Annotated in this window: 20 protein-coding genes and 1 pseudogene; 15 read left to right on the top strand and 6 right to left on the bottom strand. The window is 47.6% G+C overall.

The window, feature by feature from the left end; all coding sequences use genetic code 11:
• Positions 1–29 precede the first annotated feature (29 nt).
• Complete coding sequence (locus GI364_RS18230) at positions 30–1,208, bottom strand: MFS transporter (RefSeq protein ID WP_198850641.1); 1,179 nt, start codon at positions 1,206–1,208, stop codon at positions 30–32.
• Positions 1,209–1,628: 420 nt separating this feature from the next.
• Here GI364_RS18230 and GI364_RS18225 point away from each other — a divergent pair, with 420 nt between their 5' ends.
• Genes GI364_RS18225 through GI364_RS18215 form a run of 3 tightly spaced genes read left to right on the top strand, consistent with a single transcriptional unit; the run spans position 1,629 to position 6,760 of the window.
• The gene (locus GI364_RS18225; RefSeq protein WP_198850640.1) at positions 1,629–3,437 is read left to right on the top strand and encodes an ABC transporter ATP-binding protein; all 1,809 of its coding nucleotides are present in this window, start codon (positions 1,629–1,631) and stop codon (positions 3,435–3,437) included.
• Positions 3,434–5,242 carry an ABC transporter ATP-binding protein gene (locus GI364_RS18220; RefSeq protein WP_198850639.1) on the top strand — a complete coding sequence of 603 codons (1,809 nt, stop codon included), beginning with the start codon at positions 3,434–3,436 and terminating at the stop codon, positions 5,240–5,242. The genes GI364_RS18225 and GI364_RS18220 overlap by 4 nt, the downstream gene beginning before the upstream one ends.
• A 57-nt stretch (positions 5,243–5,299) precedes the next feature.
• Positions 5,300–6,760: a CoA-acylating methylmalonate-semialdehyde dehydrogenase gene (locus GI364_RS18215; RefSeq protein ID WP_198850638.1), complete on the top strand. Its 1,461-nt coding sequence runs from the start codon at positions 5,300–5,302 to the stop codon at positions 6,758–6,760.
• A gap of 79 nt (positions 6,761–6,839) precedes the next feature.
• Here GI364_RS18215 and GI364_RS18210 read toward each other — a convergent pair whose 3' ends face one another.
• Positions 6,840–7,091, bottom strand: a complete 252-nt coding sequence (locus GI364_RS18210) for an antibiotic biosynthesis monooxygenase family protein (RefSeq protein WP_198850637.1) — start codon at positions 7,089–7,091, stop codon at positions 6,840–6,842.
• Positions 7,092–7,343: 252 nt separating this feature from the next.
• Here GI364_RS18210 and GI364_RS18205 point away from each other — a divergent pair, with 252 nt between their 5' ends.
• The 3 genes from GI364_RS18205 to GI364_RS18195 all read left to right on the top strand — a co-directional run bounded on the left by GI364_RS18205 (position 7,344) and on the right by GI364_RS18195 (position 9,357).
• Positions 7,344–7,925 carry a dienelactone hydrolase family protein gene (locus GI364_RS18205; protein ID WP_198850636.1) on the top strand — a complete coding sequence of 194 codons (582 nt, stop codon included), beginning with the start codon at positions 7,344–7,346 and terminating at the stop codon, positions 7,923–7,925.
• Positions 7,926–7,999: 74 nt separating this feature from the next.
• Positions 8,000–8,290, top strand: a complete 291-nt coding sequence (locus tag GI364_RS18200) for a nucleoside/nucleotide kinase family protein (protein WP_198850635.1) — start codon at positions 8,000–8,002, stop codon at positions 8,288–8,290.
• 41 nt (positions 8,291–8,331) lie between these two features.
• Positions 8,332–9,357, top strand: coding sequence for a hypothetical protein (locus tag GI364_RS18195; protein WP_198850634.1), 1,026 nt, complete (start codon positions 8,332–8,334; stop codon positions 9,355–9,357).
• Between the two features lie 101 nt (positions 9,358–9,458).
• Here the strand turns inward: GI364_RS18195 and GI364_RS18190 are convergent, their stop codons facing one another.
• Positions 9,459–10,079 (bottom strand): TetR/AcrR family transcriptional regulator, encoded by a 621-nt coding sequence (locus tag GI364_RS18190; RefSeq protein WP_198850633.1) that lies wholly within the window; start codon positions 10,077–10,079, stop codon positions 9,459–9,461.
• A 69-nt stretch (positions 10,080–10,148) separates the two neighbouring features.
• Complete coding sequence (locus tag GI364_RS18185) at positions 10,149–11,624, bottom strand: DHA2 family efflux MFS transporter permease subunit (protein ID WP_198850632.1); 1,476 nt, start codon at positions 11,622–11,624, stop codon at positions 10,149–10,151.
• 620 nt (positions 11,625–12,244) lie between these two features.
• Here GI364_RS18185 and GI364_RS18180 point away from each other — a divergent pair.
• Positions 12,245–12,505, top strand: a pseudogene (locus GI364_RS18180) (GNAT family N-acetyltransferase); the annotation flags it as partial.
• Positions 12,506–12,564: 59 nt separating this feature from the next.
• Here GI364_RS18180 and GI364_RS18175 read toward each other — a convergent pair.
• Positions 12,565–13,143: a TetR/AcrR family transcriptional regulator gene (locus GI364_RS18175; protein WP_198850630.1), complete on the bottom strand. Its 579-nt coding sequence runs from the start codon at positions 13,141–13,143 to the stop codon at positions 12,565–12,567.
• 135 nt (positions 13,144–13,278) lie between these two features.
• On the opposite strand from GI364_RS18175, the gene GI364_RS18170 reads away from it, so the two are divergent.
• The 5 genes from GI364_RS18170 (at position 13,279) to GI364_RS18150 (ending at position 18,092) form a co-directional block, all read left to right on the top strand.
• On the top strand, positions 13,279–13,845 hold the full coding sequence (locus GI364_RS18170) for an HXXEE domain-containing protein (RefSeq protein ID WP_198850629.1): 567 nt from the start codon (positions 13,279–13,281) through the stop codon (positions 13,843–13,845).
• Positions 13,846–15,109: 1,264 nt separating this feature from the next.
• Positions 15,110–15,367: a ribosome small subunit-dependent GTPase A gene (locus tag GI364_RS18165; RefSeq protein ID WP_198854103.1), complete on the top strand. Its 258-nt coding sequence runs from the start codon at positions 15,110–15,112 to the stop codon at positions 15,365–15,367.
• 1,035 nt (positions 15,368–16,402) lie between these two features.
• Positions 16,403–17,197, top strand: a complete 795-nt coding sequence (locus tag GI364_RS18160) for a GNAT family N-acetyltransferase (RefSeq protein ID WP_198850628.1) — start codon at positions 16,403–16,405, stop codon at positions 17,195–17,197.
• 170 nt (positions 17,198–17,367) lie between these two features.
• A complete protein-coding gene (locus GI364_RS18155) occupies positions 17,368–17,742 on the top strand; it encodes a hypothetical protein (RefSeq protein ID WP_198850627.1) in 375 nt (124 codons plus the stop codon).
• Positions 17,743–17,885: 143 nt separating this feature from the next.
• A complete protein-coding gene (locus GI364_RS18150) occupies positions 17,886–18,092 on the top strand; it encodes a hypothetical protein (RefSeq protein ID WP_198850626.1) in 207 nt (68 codons plus the stop codon).
• A gap of 297 nt (positions 18,093–18,389) precedes the next feature.
• Here the strand turns inward: GI364_RS18150 and GI364_RS18145 are convergent, their stop codons facing one another.
• Positions 18,390–19,826, bottom strand: a complete 1,437-nt coding sequence (locus GI364_RS18145) for a transposase (RefSeq protein ID WP_233095861.1) — start codon at positions 19,824–19,826, stop codon at positions 18,390–18,392.
• A gap of 853 nt (positions 19,827–20,679) precedes the next feature.
• On the opposite strand from GI364_RS18145, the gene ltrA reads away from it, so the two are divergent.
• The 3 genes from ltrA to GI364_RS18130 all read left to right on the top strand — a co-directional run bounded on the left by ltrA (position 20,680) and on the right by GI364_RS18130 (position 23,303).
• Positions 20,680–22,464 carry a group II intron reverse transcriptase/maturase gene (gene ltrA / locus GI364_RS18140; protein ID WP_198850625.1) on the top strand — a complete coding sequence of 595 codons (1,785 nt, stop codon included), beginning with the start codon at positions 20,680–20,682 and terminating at the stop codon, positions 22,462–22,464.
• A gap of 214 nt (positions 22,465–22,678) precedes the next feature.
• The gene (locus GI364_RS18135; protein ID WP_198850624.1) at positions 22,679–22,942 is read left to right on the top strand and encodes a hypothetical protein; all 264 of its coding nucleotides are present in this window, start codon (positions 22,679–22,681) and stop codon (positions 22,940–22,942) included.
• Positions 22,923–23,303, top strand: a complete 381-nt coding sequence (locus GI364_RS18130) for a retropepsin-like aspartic protease (RefSeq protein ID WP_233095859.1) — start codon at positions 22,923–22,925, stop codon at positions 23,301–23,303. Before GI364_RS18135 ends, GI364_RS18130 begins: the two co-directional genes overlap by 20 nt.
• Positions 23,304–23,355: the final 52 nt, after the last annotated feature.

The following is a 23,355-nucleotide window of genomic DNA, read 5'->3' as shown; positions in this document are numbered from 1 at the left end:
ACAGTGTAGGGGCTGGATTAGGCATCCGGTCACTGTGCGTATGATTCGCGGATGCGTGCTCGTCTCTGATGAAACAGAATGTAGAAGAAACAGGCTGTCGCAAGTACTGCACTGACTGCAGATACACTGTACATTGCGGATGGACCGCCAAACTGCAGCAAGTATCCGTCAAGGCTGTTACCGACAATTGTGGATAACCCCATGCCTCCCGCAACCATACCGAAGATGGCCTGAGCTGTTGCCCGTACCTTGACAGGTGCGTTGTTGGCAACATAGTGGACCGCTGGAATGAAAAACAACCCGAACGAGCCGTGTAAGATTTGCAAGACCAGCACCCAGTCTGGGCTCGTAATGAAAATCTGCAGGAACCAGCGCAGCGCGTACAAAAGTGAAGCAAGAATCAAAATGCGGACGGTTCCGAATCGATTGGTCAGGCGCTCAGCGAGAATCATACTAAAGATGTTTCCCACAGATGCGATGATAAAGCCCCATCCGATATGATCCATGGCACCGCCGTAGTCGTGAAAAACAACCACGAAGTAGGTGTTGAACGAAGCCAGCGTTTGATTCATAAAAAATGCGCCAAGCAAAAACAGCAGAAAATAGTTTTGCTTTCCGACGAGCAGGACCTTCAAGTTCTGGACGAAGTTTTCCTTCTCATGAGGATGGTGCTCGACTTTGGGCATTGGAGGCAAGCCAATCAATGTGAAAGCACCAATGACGCTGAGAAGAGAAAACAGTATCCAAAGGGATGATACAGAAAAGTGTCCCAAATAGAGTCCAGCAATATATCCGCCGATACCAAATCCGACACTCTGGTAGTAGCGAATCTTGCCATATACAGAACCCATATCTGCAGTGATAGACAGGGTATACGCATTGACGACAGAGAATTGTGGAGACTTAATCGTAAAGTACAGCACATTAATGAGTGCCAGAAGGAACAGTACGTGAGCGTTAAAAAACATCGCAAAGGAAGCAGGGACCAAGAATACGACAACAAGAATAAACCGCGCAATGCCGAATTTGTCGCTTAGCCATCCCCACAGTGGCTGCGCAATCATGGCTGCGAGAATCCCCATGGACATAAGTAACCCTAAGGTCGTGTTGGAGACACCGTCGTGTTTTAACAGTATTGATATATATGGAAGAAAAACACCAATGCTGATACCGATGAAGAAGTAGAGGTTGCGAAGTCGCCAAATCATTGCGGCCGTTGTTCAGAGAATGAGGTGAAGCAGTTTGAAGTCAATTCATGCTCAGTCCTTTCTAAGTTCAGCATTATACCAGAAGTTTGACGGCAATCTTACGAAATATAACTTGCTCTGTTCGGAATAGAAGTGTGAATTTTATCATATTGGTGAAAATCATGCTAAAATAGTCAGAGTGGAAATTCGCACGCTTTTGTGAACGCAGTTCCTTCGTCAAGCCAAGTTGGTCATTCGTCTTCGAAACTCTTATCTATGTTTCCCAGTGTGTATGTTAACTGTATACGGACGGCCAGGCTGTTGTTATGCGCGCTTTACAAGCGGGTTCCCTATGTCATGAAGTCGGTGTCATGGCATAGGGAATGTTCTATCCTGTCTTGATTAGTAATCATCCATATTTTCTGAATGAGGTGACATCAGATGAAAGTTTCCCTTCGACGGCTCAGTCGATTTTACATGCCTCATATCCGGTTCTTGTACTTGGGGCTGTTTTTGTTGGTTTTTGCTGCCGGTCTGGGAATTGCTTATCCCTATTTGTTGCGGACAATTGTCAACCAAGTCATTGAAAATCACCACTATGGAGAACTGCCGTGGCTGGTTGGAGCTATTCTTGCGGCTGCCATTGTCAAAGGTGTCTTTCAGTTTGGGCAAGCCTATAGTTCCCAGGTGTTTGGCAGTTTGACTGGGTTCGACCTGCGCAATGCACTCTACCACAAGCTGAATCACCAGTCCTTTACGTTTCTTGATGATATGCACACGGGCGATTTAATGTCCCGTTTAACTGCCGATCTCGATGCCGTCCGCATGTTTCTCTCTTTCGGCATCAATAACTTAATGAACCTGTTTCTGCTCGTCTGTTTCAGCATTGGTTTTATGCTCTATCTGAACGTCTGGCTTGCCCTTGTGTTGATTGGGCTGATGCCAATACTGGCCTTCATTGCTATCCGCTTCGGCAGCCATCTTCGACCGGCCTTTTCCCGTGTACGCGTTTCTCTTGGTACGCTCAACTCAGGTGTACAGGAAAACTTAATGGGAATGAGAACGGTCAAGTCGTTTGCACAAGAGCCCCATGAAATTGGAAAGTTTGGCGACCGCAATGATGCCTACTTTGATGCAAACATCGGAACCGCCGTACTGTGGCGTAGATACTTTCCGTTAATGGAGTCCATCGGCAACTTTGGAGTCGTTTTGATTTTATTCATCGGCGGCCTGCTGGTCATGAAACGGGTCATGAATTTAGGCGATCTCGTTGCTTTTCTCAGCATCCTGTGGACGATTATCTGGCCCATGGCTCAATTGGGTTTCTTTTTAAATAACTTGACCCAGGCGGTCGCTGCGGGGGACAGACTGCTGGAGCTGCTTGAGGCCGAGAACGACATTGAGCCTGTCGACCGGCCTCACTCTGAACAGGCCGCAGGATCCGCCGTTGACAAGCGCAAGGTGGCAGGAAAGGTGTCGTTTGACAATGTCTCCGTCACCTATGGAGATGAAACTGTACTCAAAGACATTCAAGTCGAGGTTCAGCCGGGAGAAACAGTAGCTTTGCTGGGACTGACTGGTGCAGGGAAATCCACTTTGGTGAACCTCCTGCCCCGTTTCTATGACGTGAGCAAAGGCAACGTACGGATTGATGACAAGGATGTACGAGAGTGGGATATCCAGGAACTTCGTCGCAGTATTGCAATGGTCTTTCAGGAACCTTTCCTGTTTTCAACAACCATTTTTGCGAATATCGCATACGGTCGGCCTGATGCATCCATGGAGGATGTACGCAGAGCCGCGGCGATTGCTGACGCCGAGGAATTTATTTCACAGATGCCTGACGGGTACTATACGTTAGTCGGAGAACGGGGAATGGGCCTGTCCGGCGGTCAGAAGCAGCGGATTGCGCTGGCTCGGGCAATTTTACAGGATCCGTCCATTTTGATATTGGATGACGCTACCAGTGCGGTGGATATGGAAACGGAGTATGAGATTCAACAGGCATTGCAGCGCGTACTGCGGGACAGGACCACCTTTGTCATTGCTCACAGGATTTCAACTCTGAAGCGAGCAAATCAGATTTTCGTCATTGACGGCGGAAGGATTGTGCAGAGAGGCGTCCATGATGAACTATTGCGGCAGGAAGGGTTGTATCAGGAAATCTTCTCGATGCAATTTCAGGATTTCGAAAGTCTGGAGAACCACGGGAATGCTGTTGGATCGACTGGAAGGGGGAATCGTTCATGACTGAGTTCCGCGGTGAGAATCCATTGCGAGCGCCATTTATATACAAGGATGACGAAGCACTTGAAAAGAGATTTCAGTGGCATGAAATTCAGCGTTTGATGTCATACGTAGCAGGCTTTCCCAAGCTCATCGCTGCAGCGCTTTTGGCAACCCTTGCCGGTGTCGCAGTGAAATTGGCAGGACCCTACATGGTGGGGGTAGTAATTGATACGGCCATCAGCAAGGACAACACACAGCGGCTGTATATCGAGTGCGGTATTCTATTACTGTTGTATCTCTTGAACCTGCTCTCAACAAGGTTTCAAATCTATTTAACAAATCTACTTGGCCAGCGGGCCATTCATAGTCTCCGTAAAGAGTTGTTTACACATGTTCAAAGCTTATCGTTAAGTTTCTTTGACGCCAGACCGGCAGGGTCTGTGCTGGTACGAATTATGAATGATGTCAATCGCCTGCAAGACTTGTTCACCAACGGTGTTGTGAACAGTATCACCAACTTCTTCAACTTGGCTGGCATCATTATCATCATGCTGACATTGAACGCACGTCTCGCACTCCTCACCATGGTAGTCGTACCGTTGATGTTTGTACTTTCTACTAGACTCACCATTCGAATTCGCAGGGCGTGGCAGTCTGTCCGTATCCGTCTCTCCCGTATTAATGCCCACTTGGCCGAAAGCATTCAGGGGATGCGGGTGACAGAGGCTTATGTACGGCAAGAAGAGAATCAGCATTTTTTCCGCAATATGAACCAGGATTATGTCAATCACTTTTTACGAGCACAGAGGCGCAGCATCTTGTTTGGTCCGCTCGTTGAAGTCACCGGAGCCATCGGCAGTGTGGTGCTCTTCTGGTACGGCGTTCATCTGCTGAGAGCAGACATCGTTACTGTGGGTTTGTTAGTCGCTTTTGCCAACTACCTGGGCAACTTCTGGCCTCCGATTTCTCAATTGGGACAGCTTTACAATCAATTGCTTGTAGCAATGGCTTCATCCGAACGGATTTTTCAGTATCTGGATACACGTCCGGCAGTCATCGACGACGTGAACGCGAAACCGTTGTCTCGGATTGAGGGTGAAGTGAAGTTCGACAACGTTGATTTTGCCTATGACAATGAGAGAAAAGCTTTACATCAAATTTCATTTACCGCGCGTCCAGGTCAAACTATTGCACTTGTTGGGCACACAGGTGCCGGCAAAAGTACCGTTGTGAATCTGCTGGCACGCTTTTATGACCCGACTGGCGGGCGAATTCTCATCGACGGGAAGGATATCCGAAGGGTGCAGTCAGATTCGCTGCGAATGCAAATGGGCATCGTGTTGCAGGACACCTTTATTTTTTCGGGATCGATTCTCGACAATATTCGTTATGCGAAACCTGATGCCAGCGATGAGGAAGTCATTCGCGCAGCCAAAGCCGTGTATGCGGATGAATTTATTGAGCGGATGGAAGACGGGTACCAGACAGAAGTTCGCGAGCGCGGCAGCCGCTTGTCGATGGGCCAAAGACAGTTGATTTCTTTCGCGCGGGCTATTCTCGCCGATCCGCGGGTCCTGATGCTGGATGAAGCGACAGCCAGTATCGATACCCATACAGAACACCTCGTCCAAAAAGGGCTGGAAGCGCTCCTGGCAGGCCGAACTGCCTTTGTCGTGGCACACAGGCTGTCAACAATTCGGGGTGCTGACCAAATTCTTGTGTTTGACCACGGTGAAATCGTAGAGCGCGGCAGTCACAGTGAACTGATGCAGTCACAGGGGCATTATTTTCATCTGGTCGAGGCGCAGTATCAGTTTCTCGCGTAGTACTGGTGTCGTATTGTGCGACAAGACAATCTAGCGTCGAGGAGGTAATAGTTCGTTATGACTCCAACAAATGCAGAGACTTTGAAGAACTTTCTTAATGGTAATTGGGTCCCATCACGCGGAAGCAACACTCTTCCTGTTCCGAATCCTGCCACTGGAGAAACTATTGCGCAGGTCCCTTTGTCCATAAAGGAAGACATTGACGATGCAGTACAGATTGCTCAAGAAGCCTTTCTGACCTGGAGCAGGACACCCGTTCCGAAACGCGCGCGAATCTTATTTCGGTATCAACAACTGCTGGTTGAGCATTGGGAAGAGCTGGCACGCCTGATTACGTTGGAGAACGGGAAAAACTACAAGGAAGCATACGGTGAAGTGCAACGGGGAATTGAAAACGTTGAATTCGCAGCGGGAGCCCCCACATTGATGATGGGATCGCAACTGCCTGATATCGCGGCTAACATGGAATCGGCGATGTACCGCTATCCAGTTGGTGTTGTAGGTGGAATCACACCGTTTAACTTCCCTGTGATGGTCCCTATGTGGATGTTTCCTTTGGCCGTTGCTTGCGGCAATACATTTGTACTGAAGCCGTCGGAGCGTACACCGCTGTGCGCCAATCGCCTGGTGGAACTGTTTCAGGAGGCAGGATTACCAGATGGCGTCTTAAACGTGGTTCACGGAGCACATGATGCCGTGAACGGGATTTTGGAACACAAAGGTATTAAGGCCGTCTCCTTTGTTGGCTCACAGCCCGTCGCAGAGTACGTCTACAAGACTGCTGCTGCCAACGGGAAACGTGTACAAGCGCTGGCAGGAGCCAAAAATCACACGATTGTCATGCCTGACGCCGACATTGATGATGCAGTAAGCGGTATTATTGGCGCAGCATTTGGCTCGGCGGGGGAACGTTGCATGGCTTGTTCTGTCGTCATCGCTGTCGGAGAGATTGCAGATGAGTTGATTGAAAAATTGGTGCAAGCGGCAAACCAGATAAAGATGGGGGACGGAAGCCAGGAAGATGTGTTCCTTGGTCCGTTAATTCGGGACACCCATAGAGAGCGAACGATGCAATACATTGACACAGGAGAAAAAGAAGGGGCAATTCTCCTTCGCGACGGGAGACAAGATGCAGCGGATGCAACGGGGTATTTTCTCGGTCCAACAATCTTTGATAACGTGACCCCCAAAATGAAAATTTGGCAGGATGAGATTTTTGCACCTGTGCTGTCTATCGTTCGTGTCTCAAACCTGAATGAAGCAATCGCAACAGCAAACCAGTCCGATTTTGCGAACGGTGCCTGCATGTATACAGACAGCGCAAAAGCTATTCGTCAATTTCGTGAGGAGATTGATGCAGGCATGTTAGGCATTAATGTAGGTGTACCCGCGCCAATGGCGTTTTTCCCCTTCTCCGGCTGGAAAAAATCGTTTTACGGAGATTTGCACGCCAATGGGCGGGACGGGGTGGAATTCTACACACGGCGGAAGATGATTACAGGGCGCTTTCAGTCGTAGGGTCGCTCGAGTTGCTCAGGCACAGACCGTAGGTTTGTGACATCGGCAACGATGCGGGGGTGAGTAGTCATCTCATAGTCTACTCAGCATGCAAGTGTTCCAAATTTCTCGGAGTATAATATGAATAAATTTCTACTGATGGGGGCCAGTGACCCTGGCGTCCTATCATTTCTTTAAAAAGCGGGTACACCTGGTTAAATGAGTGATTTAAATCATCTTTTGTATCCCAGTGCGAAATCCAGTTATACCGCCCGTTGTCATAGTCATGTAAGCAATGAAGTCCTAAAAATCCGTCTTGTGATTTGAGCCGCAAGTAAATTACATCTGCCATTCTTTCGGCTTCCCACTTCGTGTCTGGTCCCAATACATAATTAATAAGGCGCGTATACAAGAGAAACATCACCTTTCTCGTAATAAATTTGTAATAGGAATTATATCCAATTAATTAAATATAAATACATTTAAGGGTGATTGTGCTATACAATGATTTTGTCGTGTCGTTTATTACGGAGCTAGCAGGATAATGAGAGTGGCCTGTGAAATCTATACCAGAAAGCCACGTTTTGCTTGGGAGGGAATGGAGATGGCCGAAGTTCTTCTATATCATCACGCACTTGGGCGGACGAAGGGAGTTGAAACGTTCGCTGACGAACTTAGAGCAGCGGGTCATACGGTGCACGTTCCTGATCTTTTCGAGGGTCGCACATTTGCCTCAATCCACGAGGGTATGGCGTATGTTGAGAGTGTGGGATTCGACAAAGTCGTAGAGATGGGAGTGCGTGAGGCTGACGGGTTACCGCATGAGATAGTCTATGCCGGGTTTTCGCTTGGTGTAGTGGTGGCACAGAAGCTCGCGCAAACACGCGAAGGTGCCCGTGGTGCCCTCTTCTTTTACTCGTGCGTTCCAGCCTCGATGTTTGAAGCTCCCTTTCCCACGAATCTGCCAGTTCAAATTCACGGCATGGATGCTGACCCATATTTTGTTGGCGAGGGAGATGTAGAAGCGGCTCGAGACATCGTGGCCGCGTCTGACACTGCTGAGCTCTTTTTGTACCCAGGCGACCAACACTATTTCGCTGATATCAGCCTACCATCATATGACGCGGATGCCACAGCATTGCTCTTGCAACGTGTCCTAGAGTTCCTCCGTAAGCTGGATAACTAAACGGTGCTACTTGCTGTCCTTGGGAATACGCGCACGCATACACTCAAGCCCTCGTCGCGGTGCTGAGTTTTGTTGTGTTGGATTATCCTTTTGCCTACGCTAATCATCAAATTAGTAAGTTTATTGACTTCGCTGTGTTTATCGACACACCGCTCGATGTAGCCCTAGCGCGCCGCTTAGTGAGAGACTTTGGTAACAGCACGATTACAGAGGTAATGTCTGATATGAGCAACTATTTATTACACGGGAGACTTGCATATTTAGAGGCTCTAAATACCATAAGACCCCAGTCCGATTTTGTTGTTGATGGCGCATTGCCCGTGTCAGAGATTACCCGCATACTCATGGAATGTGTTGATGCATAGTCAAGTGCCATGAGAGTGGATGCGGAAAGGAGGAATAATGAGTGACTATAACCAGAAGGCAATGGTTGTTTTTTTCTCTAGTAATGCTCATCATGGCTTGCGACTTTTGTCTTATTCACCTTCCGTATCGAACCAGCACCGACCTTGAAACTGTAGACTTTGGCGTCGCTATGGATTTCATGTTAGTCATTCCCTTCGTATATTACATGGTCTTGGTCCGGAAGAACCAGCGACATTGGACGAGTGTGATTTATGTGTCCTTCTTCTTTGGTCACGCTCTGCTCTGGTTCCTTCATAGCCCGGGTCTCCGCCTTCTCATTTATCCAGTCGACCTCCTATTTGTCATTGTAGAAATCCGGCTGCTCATGCGACTGTTCCGAGTGGGTAGCACATATCGACAAATGCGACACAGCAGCGATGTGCCTGGCATCGAGGTGTTTGAATCAGCACTGACTGTACATTTGGGTTCTAATCCATTCTTTCGCTACATTGCCACCGACTTGACCTTGATTTACTACAGTCTGTTCTCTTGGGGGAGAAAGGCGTACTCCCCATCCGGTACCAAAGTTTTTTCGTATCACACTACCTCAAACGCATGGATCATTCTCATTGTTATGTCCAAGGTCTTATTGCTAGAGGGCTTTGCAACGCATATTCTTGTCCAGCACTGGTCTCATTTTGCTGCATGGGTCTTGACTGCCAGCAACATCTATCTGTGGCTGTTTTTGCTGGGAGACTACCGAGCTATGAAGCTAAATCCCCTGATTCTCAGCGATTCTGCCCTTCGTGTACGGTATGGTCTGCGGTTCAAACTAACGATTCCAATGACTGACATTGCTGCTGTGACTGAAACTTCCAATGTGCGCCTGACCAGAAAAGAGCGGAGGGAGACGCTCATGTACGAATCCAATGTTCATATCGCCTTAAACCATCCGGTTCTAGCCAGAGGACCTTTTGGTTTGCAGAAGAGTGTAACAGGCTTATACATTCACTTGGACCAGCCAGGGAACTTCGTAAGGTGCGTATCAAATCTGAAAGATCAAGCTAATCCAGAAGACCGTCAGTAAGAGAGTAGACATACCACCATCTCATCCTAGAGCAAACAAGACTGTCGTTAATGTTGTGGGCGTTCTGATTTACAATGCCGGGATATGGGAAAGCCAAGGATTCAAGAACCCCCGAATTCCTTCGAAACGACTGCTTGGAAAGGATGCGCGCGTAGAATATCGACAATCCAGCCACTTTCGGGCAAAGGTATCTCGGGGTGGATCGCGAAGCTCTCCGCAATTCCCTGTACCGCGCCCCAATACGCCACGGCCAATGCCGTGGGATCACCCAGCTTTATTTCGCCGCATTCCTGACCTTTTCGAATCGTGGGAATTAGCGGAGAAACGGCATCAAAGTCGTGAACGAGTTTCTTAACACTGTCCGGAACCGCATCCGAATTTACTGTTTGACTCATGAGTAAAAATATTTTTGATGCAATGGAATTGGTCTGTAGTGATTCGAAAATAGTGGCGGTCATTTTTTCGAACAGTTCAATGGGCCCGATGCCCTCAACATTTAATTCCAACAGGCTACCAGGTCCGGAGAGCCCGAACCTGACAAGTTCTTCATAGACGGCTTCCTTCGACTCGAAGTAATTAAAAAACAAACCGACGCTGATGTTGAGTGTATCAGCGATGTCGCGGATCTTCATGGACTCAAACCCGCGACGGATGATCATGTCGAGGCTACAATTGAGTATTTGTTCACGACGTACTTGTCGTTGGTGCTGGCGTGTATTCAAAACGTCACCTGTCTCACCGAGATTTGATGGTCTTCCTAACTCTGCCCTACACACTATTTTACTTCTTCATCATTTTGTCGGAAAGCTCTTAGACACCGACTGCTCAATTGCCATCTTCATATCTCTTCTTAAAAACACGATGGCCACCAACAAGCCGACAAAAGAGAGAATGGCGAGCAAGAGGAATGTATCGTGAAAGCCTGAAACTGTTGCCGGTTTCATTGCAGACAGGTTATCACCAGCATTCTTCGCAATGTCTAGGCGGTGCTGAAGCCTCGTCTGAAGGTATGTAACTACCAATGCAACGCCAGTAGCTCCACCAATGCGTTCAGAGATATTGAATAAGGTATTGGCATCTGTGTTTTCTCTTATGTCTAAGCCCTGCAAGATGGCAGTCAAGAGTTGCTGAATTACAAGTCCGAGACCCAAGCCGCGGAACAACAATAGAAACGCAACATTCCAACTTGGCGTATCCTGTTGGATTAGGAGTAGCAATACCGAACCGATTGTCAGGAAGGTCAGTCCGACGATGACACTCGTTTTAACACCATATCTCTTTGAGAATTTACCTCCAATTACCGTACCCATACCCATAAGAATGGCTTGCGGGAACATCGTGAGTCCAGTAATTAGTGGTGTTTTGCCTTGAACGTTTTCCATGAATAAAGGGATGATCACGATAATTGAAAACATCACCACGGAGGTCAATGCACATAAAGCCATGGCTAAGGCGGTATAGCTGCTGCGCATCAACCTCAAATCTACGGCTGGATTCTTGGTTGTGGATGCCCATAGGGCGTAGAGCATCAGCAGAACAGCCCCACCTGTCCAGTACGGCCAGCTTTGAATAGACGCCCAACCATCAATTGGACCTCTTGACGTTCCAAAAACAGCTAATGTCAAGCCGCCAGACAATAAGATTAAGCCGAGTGGGTCGAATCGAACGGAAGCATTGCTTTCATCTTCTGGAAACTTGGGTACAGAAAAGATGGAGAGGAAACCAAGCAGACCTATCGGAACATTAATCCAAAACACCGAAGGCCAGCTGAAATAATGGAGGAATACACCTCCAATCGTAGGGCCAAGTCCAGGGGCCAGAAACAGCGTCATTCCTATGATGGGCGAGATGTTTTTGTTCTCAGTTTTGGTTTCACGACCAAACATCATACTCATTGCCAACGGGATTAATGGTGCGCCAAGCACTCCCTGGATGCTACGGGCAATAGTCAACACAACGATAGACGTCGATAGCGCACACAAAGTGGAACCCAACGCGAAGCCAAGTAAACAAACGCGATACACGTTTAATGTACCGAACCGCTTCGCTAAGTACGGACTGATAGCCAAGCCGGCAGCCATGGACAGCATGTAAGCGGACACGACCCATTGTGCATCCGTCAGGTTGCTGTTCAATGCCTTCGCGATATCGGGGAGTGCGACGTTAACGATATTGCTGTCCACCATCGACAGAAACGGCCCCATCAACAAACCTATTTGGGCCAAGAGCTTCAGCTTTTGTCGGGATTCCACATATTCATTTGCCACTGATGTCCCTCCTCAAAGATTCAGACAAGCATCGCTTCCAAGTACGCAACACCACCAGAATCCCCAGATATCTCCTTAAGATGGTTATAATCTGCGTAATGTGAGGACTCTCAGGGGGGCGACTGGGCTAGATATAGATAAATGCAGACACGAAGTTCAGCTAAGATTTCTCAAGCGACGCATGGTCTTCTGGATATTCACGCCATTCTTCCAGTTTGCTTAATTAAAATGAACAAATATTCATTGAACATTTGTTCACATCATACTGTCAATATTATCAATCGTCAATAGCTCAACCGCGGAACGACAGGGCGGGTATGTCAAGTACGTTCAACAATCAGGTGTGTTAAGGCTGGTCGGGAAGAAAGTATTGATTGAGAAGTTTGTTCCATTTCTCGAAGGGGAAACACAGATTGTCACGTTCGGGAATTAAGATCCGTCTCGAATGAATTTTGCGATGATCGCCTTGTGGTCAAGAGATTGTCCACAAGAGAAGAAGCGTCCAAGCTGTACGAACTGTTCGTTCAGGTCGAAGAATATGGCTTCACAGGCAACGATAAAGAGAAGTACATCGATGAGCAAATGAAAATCGTAGAAAACGATTCAATTCGTACTTATGTTGCGAGTGTTGGGGAAAAATGGTTTCGACTGCTGCGTATGTCAACGACCGTCCTCAAATTGCAATTGTCATTGGCGTGGCGACTCCTCCGCAGTACCGTAGGAATGGCTACGCATCCAAGGTTCTTTATAAGCTGTGTTTGGACGCAATCCAATCAGGAAAGGTGCTGTATTTGTTCTACACAAACCCCCAAGCTGGTTCCGTGTATCAGCATTTAGGATTTCGCAATGGTGGTGAATGGAAGGTCTTAAGCCTGCTTTAAACAGGGGGGCAACGTCTGCAATACCCGCTCTCGTTTCTTGTGCAGTAGAAATGGTTGGCTTAGAGCCGAAGTGTTAGATTGACAGATTCCTGTGACTGCAACGTGATTAAATCGGCTAACTCATCTGCGGGGATATCCTTATGATTCTTCACCCAGTGAATGAGCACATTCACTGCTTCGCCAGCCCGCTTCGCAATGAAGTAGTCCAGTCGATGCCACGCCTGTTCGTCTGGATCCATCCGCGATGATAAAACAAACTCTATGAGTCGCGCAATCCCGTCATTAATGAGGTCGGTTCGATTCGCCCGAATCAACCGTTCGATGACGTCTGTGCGCGCGTCCCAGTACCGGAGGAGGGGCTTGATGAACACCGTTTTGGCGTCTGTATTTTCAACAGATTTATAGTGATCCACAAATTGCACGCGGAGGGCATCGAAGGCTCTGTCGCACTCCAGACGCAGTACATCGTCAATTCCATCAAAGTTTCTGTAGAAAGTGGCTCTACCCACACCCGCCTTCATGACGAGTTCCACCACAGAAATCTCATCATAATCTTTTTCCCTCATGCACTGAGCTAGGGCGTTGATGATCCATTGGCACGACTGCTCACTGCGTTTGTCTCGCTTGATATGATACATTCGCATGCCCTCTGTCCCGTATTTGTGGGATATATTGACTACTCACTTTCTTACTATATAAGCTTGTAATCAATGAGTCAAACGTCTCCTAATGTTCACGGGAGATGAAACCAGACACTTTTAGGGGGGATCGCGATGATTCAAGCGTTGTCACGTAATCAGCACTGGGCCAGGGCTGCTCCTTGGATGGCCACTGTCACCCTTATCTTGCTGTTTCTCTCATATCATCCCTCTCAAGCGATGTTTTGGGCGTTGATCAACATCCCGATGTATTTGTTTCATCAAACAGAGGAACATCTTTGGCCGGGTGGGTTTAAGGACTACATGAACCGTGTGGTCTATGGCTTGCCTGCGGGTCAGGAGAAACTGACTGACGTGAAGGTCTTTTGGATAAACCTCCTGTTTGTATGGGTTGCCTTCTTGGTGTTCGGAATTCTATCTGTGGCGAACTTAGGATTTGGATTACTGATTGTCATCTTCAGCCTTATGAATTGCGCCACACACATCGTTGAGGGAGTGAAGCGTCGCAGATGGAACCCAGGGCTGGTTGTAGCGTCGGTTCAATTCGGTCTCTCCATCTACGCCGCGTTCTTTGTTACTGCCCATGGACTCGTGAATGGTCTATGGTGGTGGGTTGGGACCGTGATTTTCTCAGCACTGGCTCACCTTGTGTTGTTCAAATTTGTCATGGCAAATGGTTAGGTCAAGCTGTGTCACGCCCCTTACATGGCGAAGGGTTCCAGTTTGAGATGCATACGCATTGACAAAGTAGGACTCCTGTACTGGAGTGATTGCGCTTTTCCCCCATCGCTAGTCTTTAAGACTTGAAAATCGAAACGTGGTGCGTGTGGCACACAAGTAACTACCGTGTGAAATATCTCAAATGGAGAGCCGGATGGGTCACCAAGATTTATCAAAACACAATAGGAATATATTAACATTGAATACTGTTGCATCCAGTTAGATGCGCAGCGGAGCCGGTGCAGGCTCTCAGTCTGGGCTTCGTTCTTCGCTGCGCCAGTTGGTTAAGGATCCTTTTGCTCCCTATCCCAACGCTCGGCAAAGAATAGTGATCGATTCGATCCCTATCTCCAGTAGCCGTCCAGAATAGGGATCCCGTTGCTCCCTATCTCCCGCGCCCCACTCTGCCGCCTCCCACATTAGGGAGCTTTGCGATCACTAATGTCCCGGGCACGGAGCATTAAGGATCTTTGCGATCACAATCGGATTGGGCCAACACCCGTTAGGGATCATTGCGATCACTAACTGCCTCATGGCCAGTCCAGACAGCCTGCGACGGCAGCGGCATCAACAAGATTTAACAAAACATAAGCGGAATCTATTAACATCAAATACTGTTACATCCAGTTAGATGCGCAGCGGAGCTGGTGCAGGCTCTCAGTCTGGGCTTCGTTCTTCGCTGCGCCAGTTGGTTAAGGATCCTTTTGCTCCCTATCCCAACTCTCGTCACAGAATAGTGATCGATTCGATCCCTATCCCCAGTAGCCGTCCAGAATAGGGATCCCGTTGATCCCTATCAACTACGCCCCACTCTGCCGCCTCCCACATTAGGGAGCTTTGCGATCACTAATATCCCGGGCACGGAGCATTAAGGATCATTGCGATCACAATCGGATTGGGCCAACACCCGTTAGGGATCATTGCGATCACTAACTGCCTAATGGCCAATCCAGAAAGCCAGTGAGGGGAGCGGCATCAACAAGATTTAACAAAACACAAGCGGAATTTATTAACATCAAATACTGTTACATCCAGTTAGATGCGCAGCGGAGCCGGTGCAGGCTCTCAGTCTGGGCTCGGGCTTATTCTACATAGTGCATCTGTGTAAATATTGTATAATGATGGTGGGTGGCAAAGGGAAACTTGGCATGGAATAGCGTGACCAGGGATTAGTCAATAAAAAGGGAGTCAGACATTGAAAGCTAATCACAAGATTTACGAAGCGATGCAGAGTACAGAATTTATTGATAATGGATTTGAGGATATTATGGAACTATCCGGGGGTTGTAAGTTCTCGGATTATACACATACTACCGAGTCAAATTGCGCTGTTTTAGCAGCTATTTCTAATGGCAGTCTTTCGAAAGACAAATTTAATAGCTACTTTAAAGCAAAAAACGAAGCGGTCTATGTGTCTAAACAAAAGAACAAGACGAAGGCAGTTGACTACATGAAGCAATTGAAGCTCTTCGACAGACGTTAGAGATTTGGACCGCTGTTGAACATTTGGGGTAGCAAAACGTAGTGTCAACTCAGCGATTTGGATCACTATATTCCGTACGGGTGTCGTGCCAGTTGTGGATAGAACAGGAAGGTCCTTTTGATACAAAATAATGTCATTTCGTTCTTGATGACTGTTTCCATTAATATCATTACCTTCATGCTTTTCCTAATACCAAACTATATTTATAGGTTTAACCAGCATGCAAAATGACAACTTGCATTTTTCATACCAATGTTAGCTATTACTTTAATACTATTTGTCGTTGCTGGCAGGTATGTTCTGAGGGACACGGGTTCGTCCGTTAAAAACGTCTTGTCTTTAACACTTCCGTTCATCGTTGGCATACTCATTTCGTTAACTCCGACAAACGGCGTCAATTTACTTTGGCTGTATTTTGCATACAGCGCACCTTTTGCTGGCATAGCCGGGTTATTGAACCTCGTCCAGGGTTTCTTTTCAAACCATATTGCTCTAGACGCTGCCTCTGCAAATATTGAATGAGCATGCATTTGGGTCATTGGCTGGCTTATTGCACATATGGGAAGATTACTGCAATACAACTCCAACCTAAATATTCAAGATAGATGGTATAATTAGGTTAATCAGCCCATGTTTAACGAAACAAAACGATAAGACAACTCTAAGTTCTATGTTGTGAAAATCGAGGGTGAACATATTAAAAGTAAGCCAAACTACACTAACGGTCCTCATTGTAAAGAGAATGCTGCACTTGAGTGTGTTGTATATGGTGCAGTGAATGCAAAAGCAAGTCACACAGGAACATTTGGCCACAGACTGCCCCTAAAATTATCTGTATGTACAAAATGCGGGGCGGTGGTCCGTATGTGGGTAGATAGTCCTGAAAAACTCTTAGATGATTGAGTTGCCACAGACTTACCTACGCCGGATATTTTGTTCTTACTGCATATTCATACGTCCGTAATATTATGAACCAATGTAAGTAATAGGAAGATAAGCTACAGAAGAAATCGATAAAAGTTTGGGTGATTATTGTTGGATTTTGACGATATCGTTCTTGCTATTGAAGCAGAACAGTATGATTTTGAGCCAACACTGCGCATTCCTGGGCTGCACGAAATTCGAAACGATGAACTTATTTTGCGCATTTCCGATCGCTCTTCAAGTGTATTTGCAAACAAGGTTGTCCGTTCTGTCTTCTCTTCCACTGTAGACGACCAGATAAACGAGGTAATTGACTTATATAAGTCTAAGGGGAAAAGTTTCTCCTGGTGGATTGGTCCAAAAACACAACCCCATGACTTGTCCACTCGATTGCAATCCTTAGGATTTACACGTGAAGATGTGTACATCGGGTTGGCTGCTTCCGTGAATGACGCATCTTTTCCGCAACCTCTACAATGGACAGTGGAAGAGTGTATCAGCGAGTCACAGCTTCGTGATCATGTGTCAGTTAATGCAATTGTTTGGGGCATGGATTCGGCGTCTGTCGAAGCTGCCGTGCGGGAACGTAAGTCTTACGTATCGTTGCCAGGTCGACGTGGTGGGTACATTCTTGCTCGAAACCGTGAAGGAAAAGCTGTTGGTAACGGGACATTTCGAATTAGTTCTGATGGTCGTACCATGTATTTGATTGGCTCGGCTGTTTTACCTGAATGTCGAAATCAAGGTGTTTATCATGCCTTGTTGCGATATCGATTCACTAAAGCCAGAGAAGCTGGGTGTGAACTTTTCACCGTTCAAGCCCGTGCCGGTACATCGGAACCCATTCTGCGACGACTGGGATTTCAAGAGTACTGCACATTTGAGATGCTCGTGAAGAGATTTTAACAGCTACTTTCACTCAGCCAATGGGGGCAACGCGAGTCGGGTGCTCAGTAGACAAGTGCATGAAAATGCATCGGTCTGTGAGCTGGTGTTGTTACGTTTACGGGCAGCGCAGTAACGAATGATTAACATCTCGGCTATTCGAACCGTCTTATTTGGTGAGGTGATGTTCTATGAAGAAATTACTTTATGGAGTATTGGCAAATTCACTTTTACTTGTCGGATGCGGTGCCAAGGTTAGTACCACCATTGAAACGAGTCAAGCGAACCAAGTACCGTGGGTCGCATTTTATTCGAGTAGTAAACCACCCGTCTTTTATAAGTTGACTAGCAATAAAGTGCAAAATGTTGGAGGCTATTTGCAAGATATTAGTACAATGCCTAATGCCGGAAGTTCTACGGGTCCCAGTTCTTGGACCACAGATATCAAAAATAGGAAGCTAGAAATCCGTAAAATATCTGGTGTCGATTCAAAGACAGCAGTTGCTGTTCAATATTCGAATAACGGTGCTTTTTACAAGGCTGTTGTGCAAAACAAAAAGCCTTAACAGCCTCTATGCTTTGATTCGCTCTCGGTAAAAGTCGTATAACATACCGGTTTGTATGTGCATGAATATTCAGATTGAGTGTTTCTCGGTTCTTGAATTATCGGGCAGAAGAGCTGAGTTAATCGGGGAAGGCGGTTGTGGGCATGTCCATAGGGATTACAGGGTCGTTTGTCATGGGACTATTTTTCGTTGTCTTTATGAGTGGAGTGGGATTGTTAGCAACCAGTCTATGGGGGGTAAAGACTTCTGACAAAAAGTCTGGGTTTACATTGAAATTTTACAGCGGGTCTATCTTGATTTTTTTGGCATTTGTAGCGATTCTTTTGACTACCGAATGGATGTTTCATTGAGCCTTAAATAGGACGGATTTTCTGCTGCTCCATGAATAAATATTCCACAAGTAATTTTCTGGATTCTGTAGAGCCGATGCCAAAATTACTTTGAGGACATGGGAGTAATACGAAGAGCGGTCAAATGGTCCAGAACTCGACCGGTTGGGGCGTTCTGTTACTGAAGGACCGTGGGTGTTCGTTCCTGTCGGAAAAAATGGGCGTAGGAAAGCTGAGAATAAGGTCCGCCAGCCTCAGTTTTTGTGGGTAGTAGTTTTCATTGAGCCCGCCTCAGTCTACTTCGTGTCCAGCCTCGATTTACTGTGCCGGTTTGAGCGTAAGCGCAGTAGGCCATACGTGCATACAGAGGATAGCTTGGTCGACGTGTGCCTCTACCGCCTTACGTCCACGTTTGTGTACACGCCGTAAACTGTACCCATCCTTCAGCATTCCAATAATTCGCTCAATCCCTGTTCGGGCGTCATACAGCGTATGGAACGTACGGCTGTGCCGTGGGAACTCAGGGTCGACCTGAGGTGTCGTCGAAAAATCAACCCGGAGTACCCGGCCTTGCGTGACACCGCCGCAGCATTCAATGTGCTTGTGGTGAGGGCAGACAAGCCCTGCCTGTGTTGCCTGAGGATTGTGAACTGGACACGTGAATATGTACTGTTGCTTTTTGAGGTCGCACCCCTTCAATGCCATCTTGTGTCCAGCAATACAATGGGGTACCCCGTAACGGTCAATCATATCCATGCCACGGATATCGCTCGGTTTGTCCTGCCGGCCTCCGGGATTAATGGGAGCAACTAGCTTCGCCCCAAGCACATCCTTTGTTGTCTGCTGGTTCCTTGGACTCTGGTAAATTCCATCGGCAAGCACGTATTGCACAGCCTGTGCCAGTTCCTCAAATTCAGACTTGAATCTCTCAAGCGTAGGCAGCAAAGTGAAGGCATCGTATTCTCCGCCCTTGCATACCTCTCGAGTAAGTGGAAGCTGTCCCTTAGCGCCACTGAGTAAAGAAACTTTGTGGCCAATATAGGATACAGCGTTACTCTTACGGACAATGCCTACGTTGCCGTCTGTGGGTACCATGGCACAATCACAATCTTCTTTGTGCCCGCAGATTTTCATCTGCTTTCCGTATGTCGCTTCTGCTTCAACGTGTGTCGTGTCAGCCACCAACGTGTCTTCAGCCTCTAGCACGCCCTGGTTCAAATTGAATTCAACGACTCGTCGTCGAGCCTTATCCCATAATCCGAAGTTCGTCATGATTTCGTCGAAGCGGGCAAATGAGCGGTAACTGGGGAGTTTGCCTGTGAACCCACAAGCTTCAGCAAATAACGGGTTTGAGCGAACTTGCAGATAAACACTCTCTGCCATGCTTTCGACGTATAGCAACCGGGCCAGCTCAAACGACCGCATCATAGGCATAAAATCATGAGGCTTGCGGCCTGAGCGGCTTCGTCTGACGGTCGAGGTATCAGATGTTTGTTCGGTTGGGGTTGCGAGTCCTAGATCAAGAGCAGAGTCAGTGACGCTGGCGCCTCTATCTGACCGATTCATCCGTTTCTCACGTAACGAGTCATACAGATGTTGGTAGTATTCTTGCTCAATGTCTCGAAAGATGTCCCAAGGGAAAGTCAGTGCGGGGATCACGAACGGAACGTCCAGATATTGTTCCCACTGACGAGAAATCAACGGGAGGGGAAGCAAACACGATTGCGTTTGTCGTGATATACTAGATAGCGCCATGGTTCTTCTCCTTTGTAGGTAGGTTTTCGTCGACTTTATTCTACCAAAGAGGGTTCCGTGGCGTATTTATATCTAATGTCACACTGACGATTTACATCCACCATGATTTTCCTTGCATAAACGTTCAGCGATACTTATAAACATACAAGCCGCCTTGATTCATATCGCAATATTGGTCGTCAAATGCCTGAGAGCAAGTTCTCTCACTCTTCTGATTTCCTTTCGCGAAATAAAGCGACTGTATTCGTGTTCCTGATTTACCTACTGTAACGGCGAGAATTTAATTGTGGCATCGGCTCTCGGCTAAAGGGCAGTTATGCTACGTGCGCCATGAGGCGCTGTATATAGATGCCGCGATCTCTGCGGCTGGCAGGTACCTCATCCTGCCACGGCTAGGATGGCATGCGTTGGGTCCGAGCACACCCAGGGTTTGAAGCCCATCTAACAATGTACCTGTGAGGGAGAACCGACCTCCCAAGATGCAGGGCTAGCCTCGGAGACCTGCTATGGTCAGCGAAAGCAAAGCCATGTCTGAAGCGTGGTCAACTGCAACACTCGAAATCGTCGGATGATACGAGTGGGTGGAATGAGCATGGCATCCTGTCGCTTGGTGTCATGACCCGGACTGTCCGGTGGTCAGGCTGGTACAGAGGTATAACCTCCCTGAATCTTCCCCGCGTATAGTGGCGACCTAAGGCAGACGAGACTGTACACAGTGAACATGGGAACCGACTCATTCGTCCCGGTTGGGATGGACAGCTACGTTGAAGTGAATGCGTCGGGACGGAGGAACCGTAGTAGTCGGAGATGGGGAAAGCCCATTACATGGCGAAGGGTTCCAGTTTGAAGTAGGGTGCGCGCAAGTAAAGTAGGACTCCCCAAAACGGGAGTGATTGCGATTTCTTCTACCATCACTCAATCCTCCGTACAGGAGAGAAAGAGGTTCGAAACACAAACGCGCCTTGCACGAAAATCTTTGGAACAACGACCTTTTTCAAGACTGCATTATCTGCTGAGATGGAATGTCTGGATTGACAATTCAATTGAGAACGTCCTCAGTAACTCAGGTGCGCTTACACCCGGAGTAGATAACATGACGAAGAAGGATTACACCACGCAGGAAGCAAGGCAGCAACTTCGGGAAGAAGTCAAACATGCACTCCACTCGTACATATCCAGTTCGGTACGAAGAGTATTTATCCCGAAGCACAACAAGCCCAAAGAAAAGCGCCCGCTCGGTATACCCACTATCGTCGACCGCGTTGCCCAGGACGTTGTCCGCAGCATCTTGGAACCAATCTACGAAGGAAAGCAACACCCACACAGTTACGGTTTCCGACCATTCCGCGGTACGCACCACGCCATTGAAAGAGTCCGCTTTCTCATTGGCAGGCACCGTTACGAATGGGTTGTAGAGCTCGACATTAAGGGATTCTTCGACAACGTAGACCATGAAATCCTGCTTAGCATTCTGCGACGGACGATTTTTGACCGCCGACTCATCCGAGTCATCCGCAGTATGCTTAAGGCAGGACTGGTTTACAGAGGAGAATTTGAGGAAACAGAACTAGGCACTCCACAAGGTGGAGTCGTCAGTCCAATCCTTGGGAATATCTATCTGAATGAACTGGACAGATTCATCGGAAGCAAGTACGAGTTTCTCTCACCTTACCAGCGGAGCAAGTCGCCAATCCCCTGCTACATTGTCCGGTATGCAGATGACGCGGTGATTCTCTGTAGAAGTAAGGAGCATGCTGAGCTACTGAAGGCTCAAGTTGCACAATTCCTTCAGGAGAAGCTCAAGCTCCAGCTGTCCGCAGAGAAAACACTCGTCACACATGCGGACGAGGGGTTCGATTTCCTCGGATTTAACATTCGAAGATGGACACGGCAAGGAAAGACACGAGTCCTTGCCAAGCCAAGTCGAAGGGCGATTCAGCGGTTTAGAAACACGCTAGCTAAGGACTCAAAGGCACTACAGATAGCACCTGGCACAGCTGCCATTGCGCTTCTAAACAAGAAGATTCGAGGATTCGCTGAATACTTCCGACGAGGGAACGCAAAGGACACCTTTCTTACCCTCGACTACTATCTCTGGTGGCTTGTGTTTCACAGGCTTAAACAGAGAACACGGGAACCACCAGGTGTTGTGGCTCGGCGATTTCAGTACCGATACAATGAGGCTGCCAATCTCCCGCACCACCGGAAGTCAACGGCGAAGAACTTTGGGTTTAGAGATGATGACGGCAATGTGCATATGCTCGATAAGTTTGGGCTCTACAAGATAGAGTATCCAGACAAGTGCTCACAAAAGAATCCTTATGTAGTCGAAGACCGAGAATGGCTAGATGGAAACCGGAAGCTCCGTGAGACGATGAAGGTACAACAAGCCAAATTTATTCAGAGGTTATATGGACTGTCCAAGAACTGGGGGCACTACAGACGGCACGTTGTACAACGGCAAAACAGCCGATGTAGCATCTGTGGATGCAAGCTGATTCGTCGAAATGTACATGTCGATTACCTACCGAGGCCAGTAGGAAAACGCTCATCTCAAAGGGAATTGATACCAGACAATCTTGTTGCTTCGTGCATTTCATGCTACAGGCAAATGCGACAGCAGCGCATACGTAACTGACCAACGGGTCGTCCTAATGCGTGCAAACACAACTACTTTGAATGGAGAGCCGTGATGCGGTGAAAGTTGCAAGTCCGGTTCGGGGAAGAGTCCGAGCGTCAAACTACCCCCCTCTGGGGGTGGGTCGGCTCGGGCTTATTCTACACAAGCCGAACCTGTATTTTAAGGTAAATGGTATAATTGCCATAGCGAGTGAAATGGGTGGTGATTACTCATGTTGTGGTCCGAGGTTCGTGAGTTATTCCCGAATCAATTTGTGCTTGTACAGGCGATAAAGTCCCATCAGAATGGCAACAAGTTGTATGTAGATGAAATGGCGGTTATTCGCCCCATACCAGATCCGAAAGAGGCTACCAGGGAACTTTTGAAATCTAGAGACGAAAACTATGTCTACCATACGAGCAAGCCTGAATTGGTTATGGAAGTCGTGTCTCGTGTGGGTTTTAGAAGGTCACCAGTTGAAGATCGGCCCAATTGATGGTCTTTTATTCGTCACAATGACGTTGACACTTCGAGGAAAGAGCCGAACCATTGACCAATTGGTTCTTGATACTGGTGCAAGTCACTCAGTAATCTCGATGGATGCCGTAGATGATATAGGTATTTATGGCGAAATAGACGATGAAATTGTTGTCATGCATGGTATCGGTGGCGTGGAGCGCTCAATCCGTAAGAAGATTGATTCGGTTGAATTTGGAACGTTTAAAGTTTCGGAAGTAAACTTGGATTTTGCTAACTTTGACGCCCACTTTGGGATCAACGGTTTGTTGGGTGCAGACCTACTGACAGCGGGGCGCTTTGTTATAGATCTCGACGCGATGGAGCTTTACCAAAAATAATGTTATTCATATAAATTTCTGTAGCCGCCAAAGGAGCTTATCTGGCGGTTTT

This window comes from Alicyclobacillus sp. SO9 (assembly GCF_016406125.1).
Taxonomy (GTDB): domain Bacteria; phylum Bacillota; class Bacilli; order Alicyclobacillales; family Alicyclobacillaceae; genus SO9.
This window is presented reverse-complemented; position numbering and strand designations above follow the sequence as displayed.

Coding starts and splice junctions, on each gene's coding strand:
- GI364_RS18165 (WP_198854103.1), top strand. CDS start 15,110: ATGCAGAGTACAGAATTTATTGATAATGGATTTGAGGATATTATGGAA.
- GI364_RS18155 (WP_198850627.1), top strand. CDS start 17,368: ATGAAGAAATTACTTTATGGAGTATTGGCAAATTCACTTTTACTTGTC.
- GI364_RS18135 (WP_198850624.1), top strand. CDS start 22,679: ATGTTGTGGTCCGAGGTTCGTGAGTTATTCCCGAATCAATTTGTGCTT.
- GI364_RS18225 (WP_198850640.1), top strand. CDS start 1,629: ATGAAAGTTTCCCTTCGACGGCTCAGTCGATTTTACATGCCTCATATC.
- GI364_RS18145 (WP_233095861.1), bottom strand. CDS start 19,826: ATGGCGCTATCTAGTATATCACGACAAACGCAATCGTGTTTGCTTCCC.
- GI364_RS18175 (WP_198850630.1), bottom strand. CDS start 13,143: ATGTATCATATCAAGCGAGACAAACGCAGTGAGCAGTCGTGCCAATGG.
- GI364_RS18230 (WP_198850641.1), bottom strand. CDS start 1,208: ATGATTTGGCGACTTCGCAACCTCTACTTCTTCATCGGTATCAGCATT.
- GI364_RS18210 (WP_198850637.1), bottom strand. CDS start 7,091: ATGGCAGATGTAATTTACTTGCGGCTCAAATCACAAGACGGATTTTTA.
- GI364_RS18150 (WP_198850626.1), top strand. CDS start 17,886: ATGTCCATAGGGATTACAGGGTCGTTTGTCATGGGACTATTTTTCGTT.
- GI364_RS18205 (WP_198850636.1), top strand. CDS start 7,344: ATGGCCGAAGTTCTTCTATATCATCACGCACTTGGGCGGACGAAGGGA.
- GI364_RS18215 (WP_198850638.1), top strand. CDS start 5,300: ATGACTCCAACAAATGCAGAGACTTTGAAGAACTTTCTTAATGGTAAT.
- GI364_RS18170 (WP_198850629.1), top strand. CDS start 13,279: ATGATTCAAGCGTTGTCACGTAATCAGCACTGGGCCAGGGCTGCTCCT.
- GI364_RS18220 (WP_198850639.1), top strand. CDS start 3,434: ATGACTGAGTTCCGCGGTGAGAATCCATTGCGAGCGCCATTTATATAC.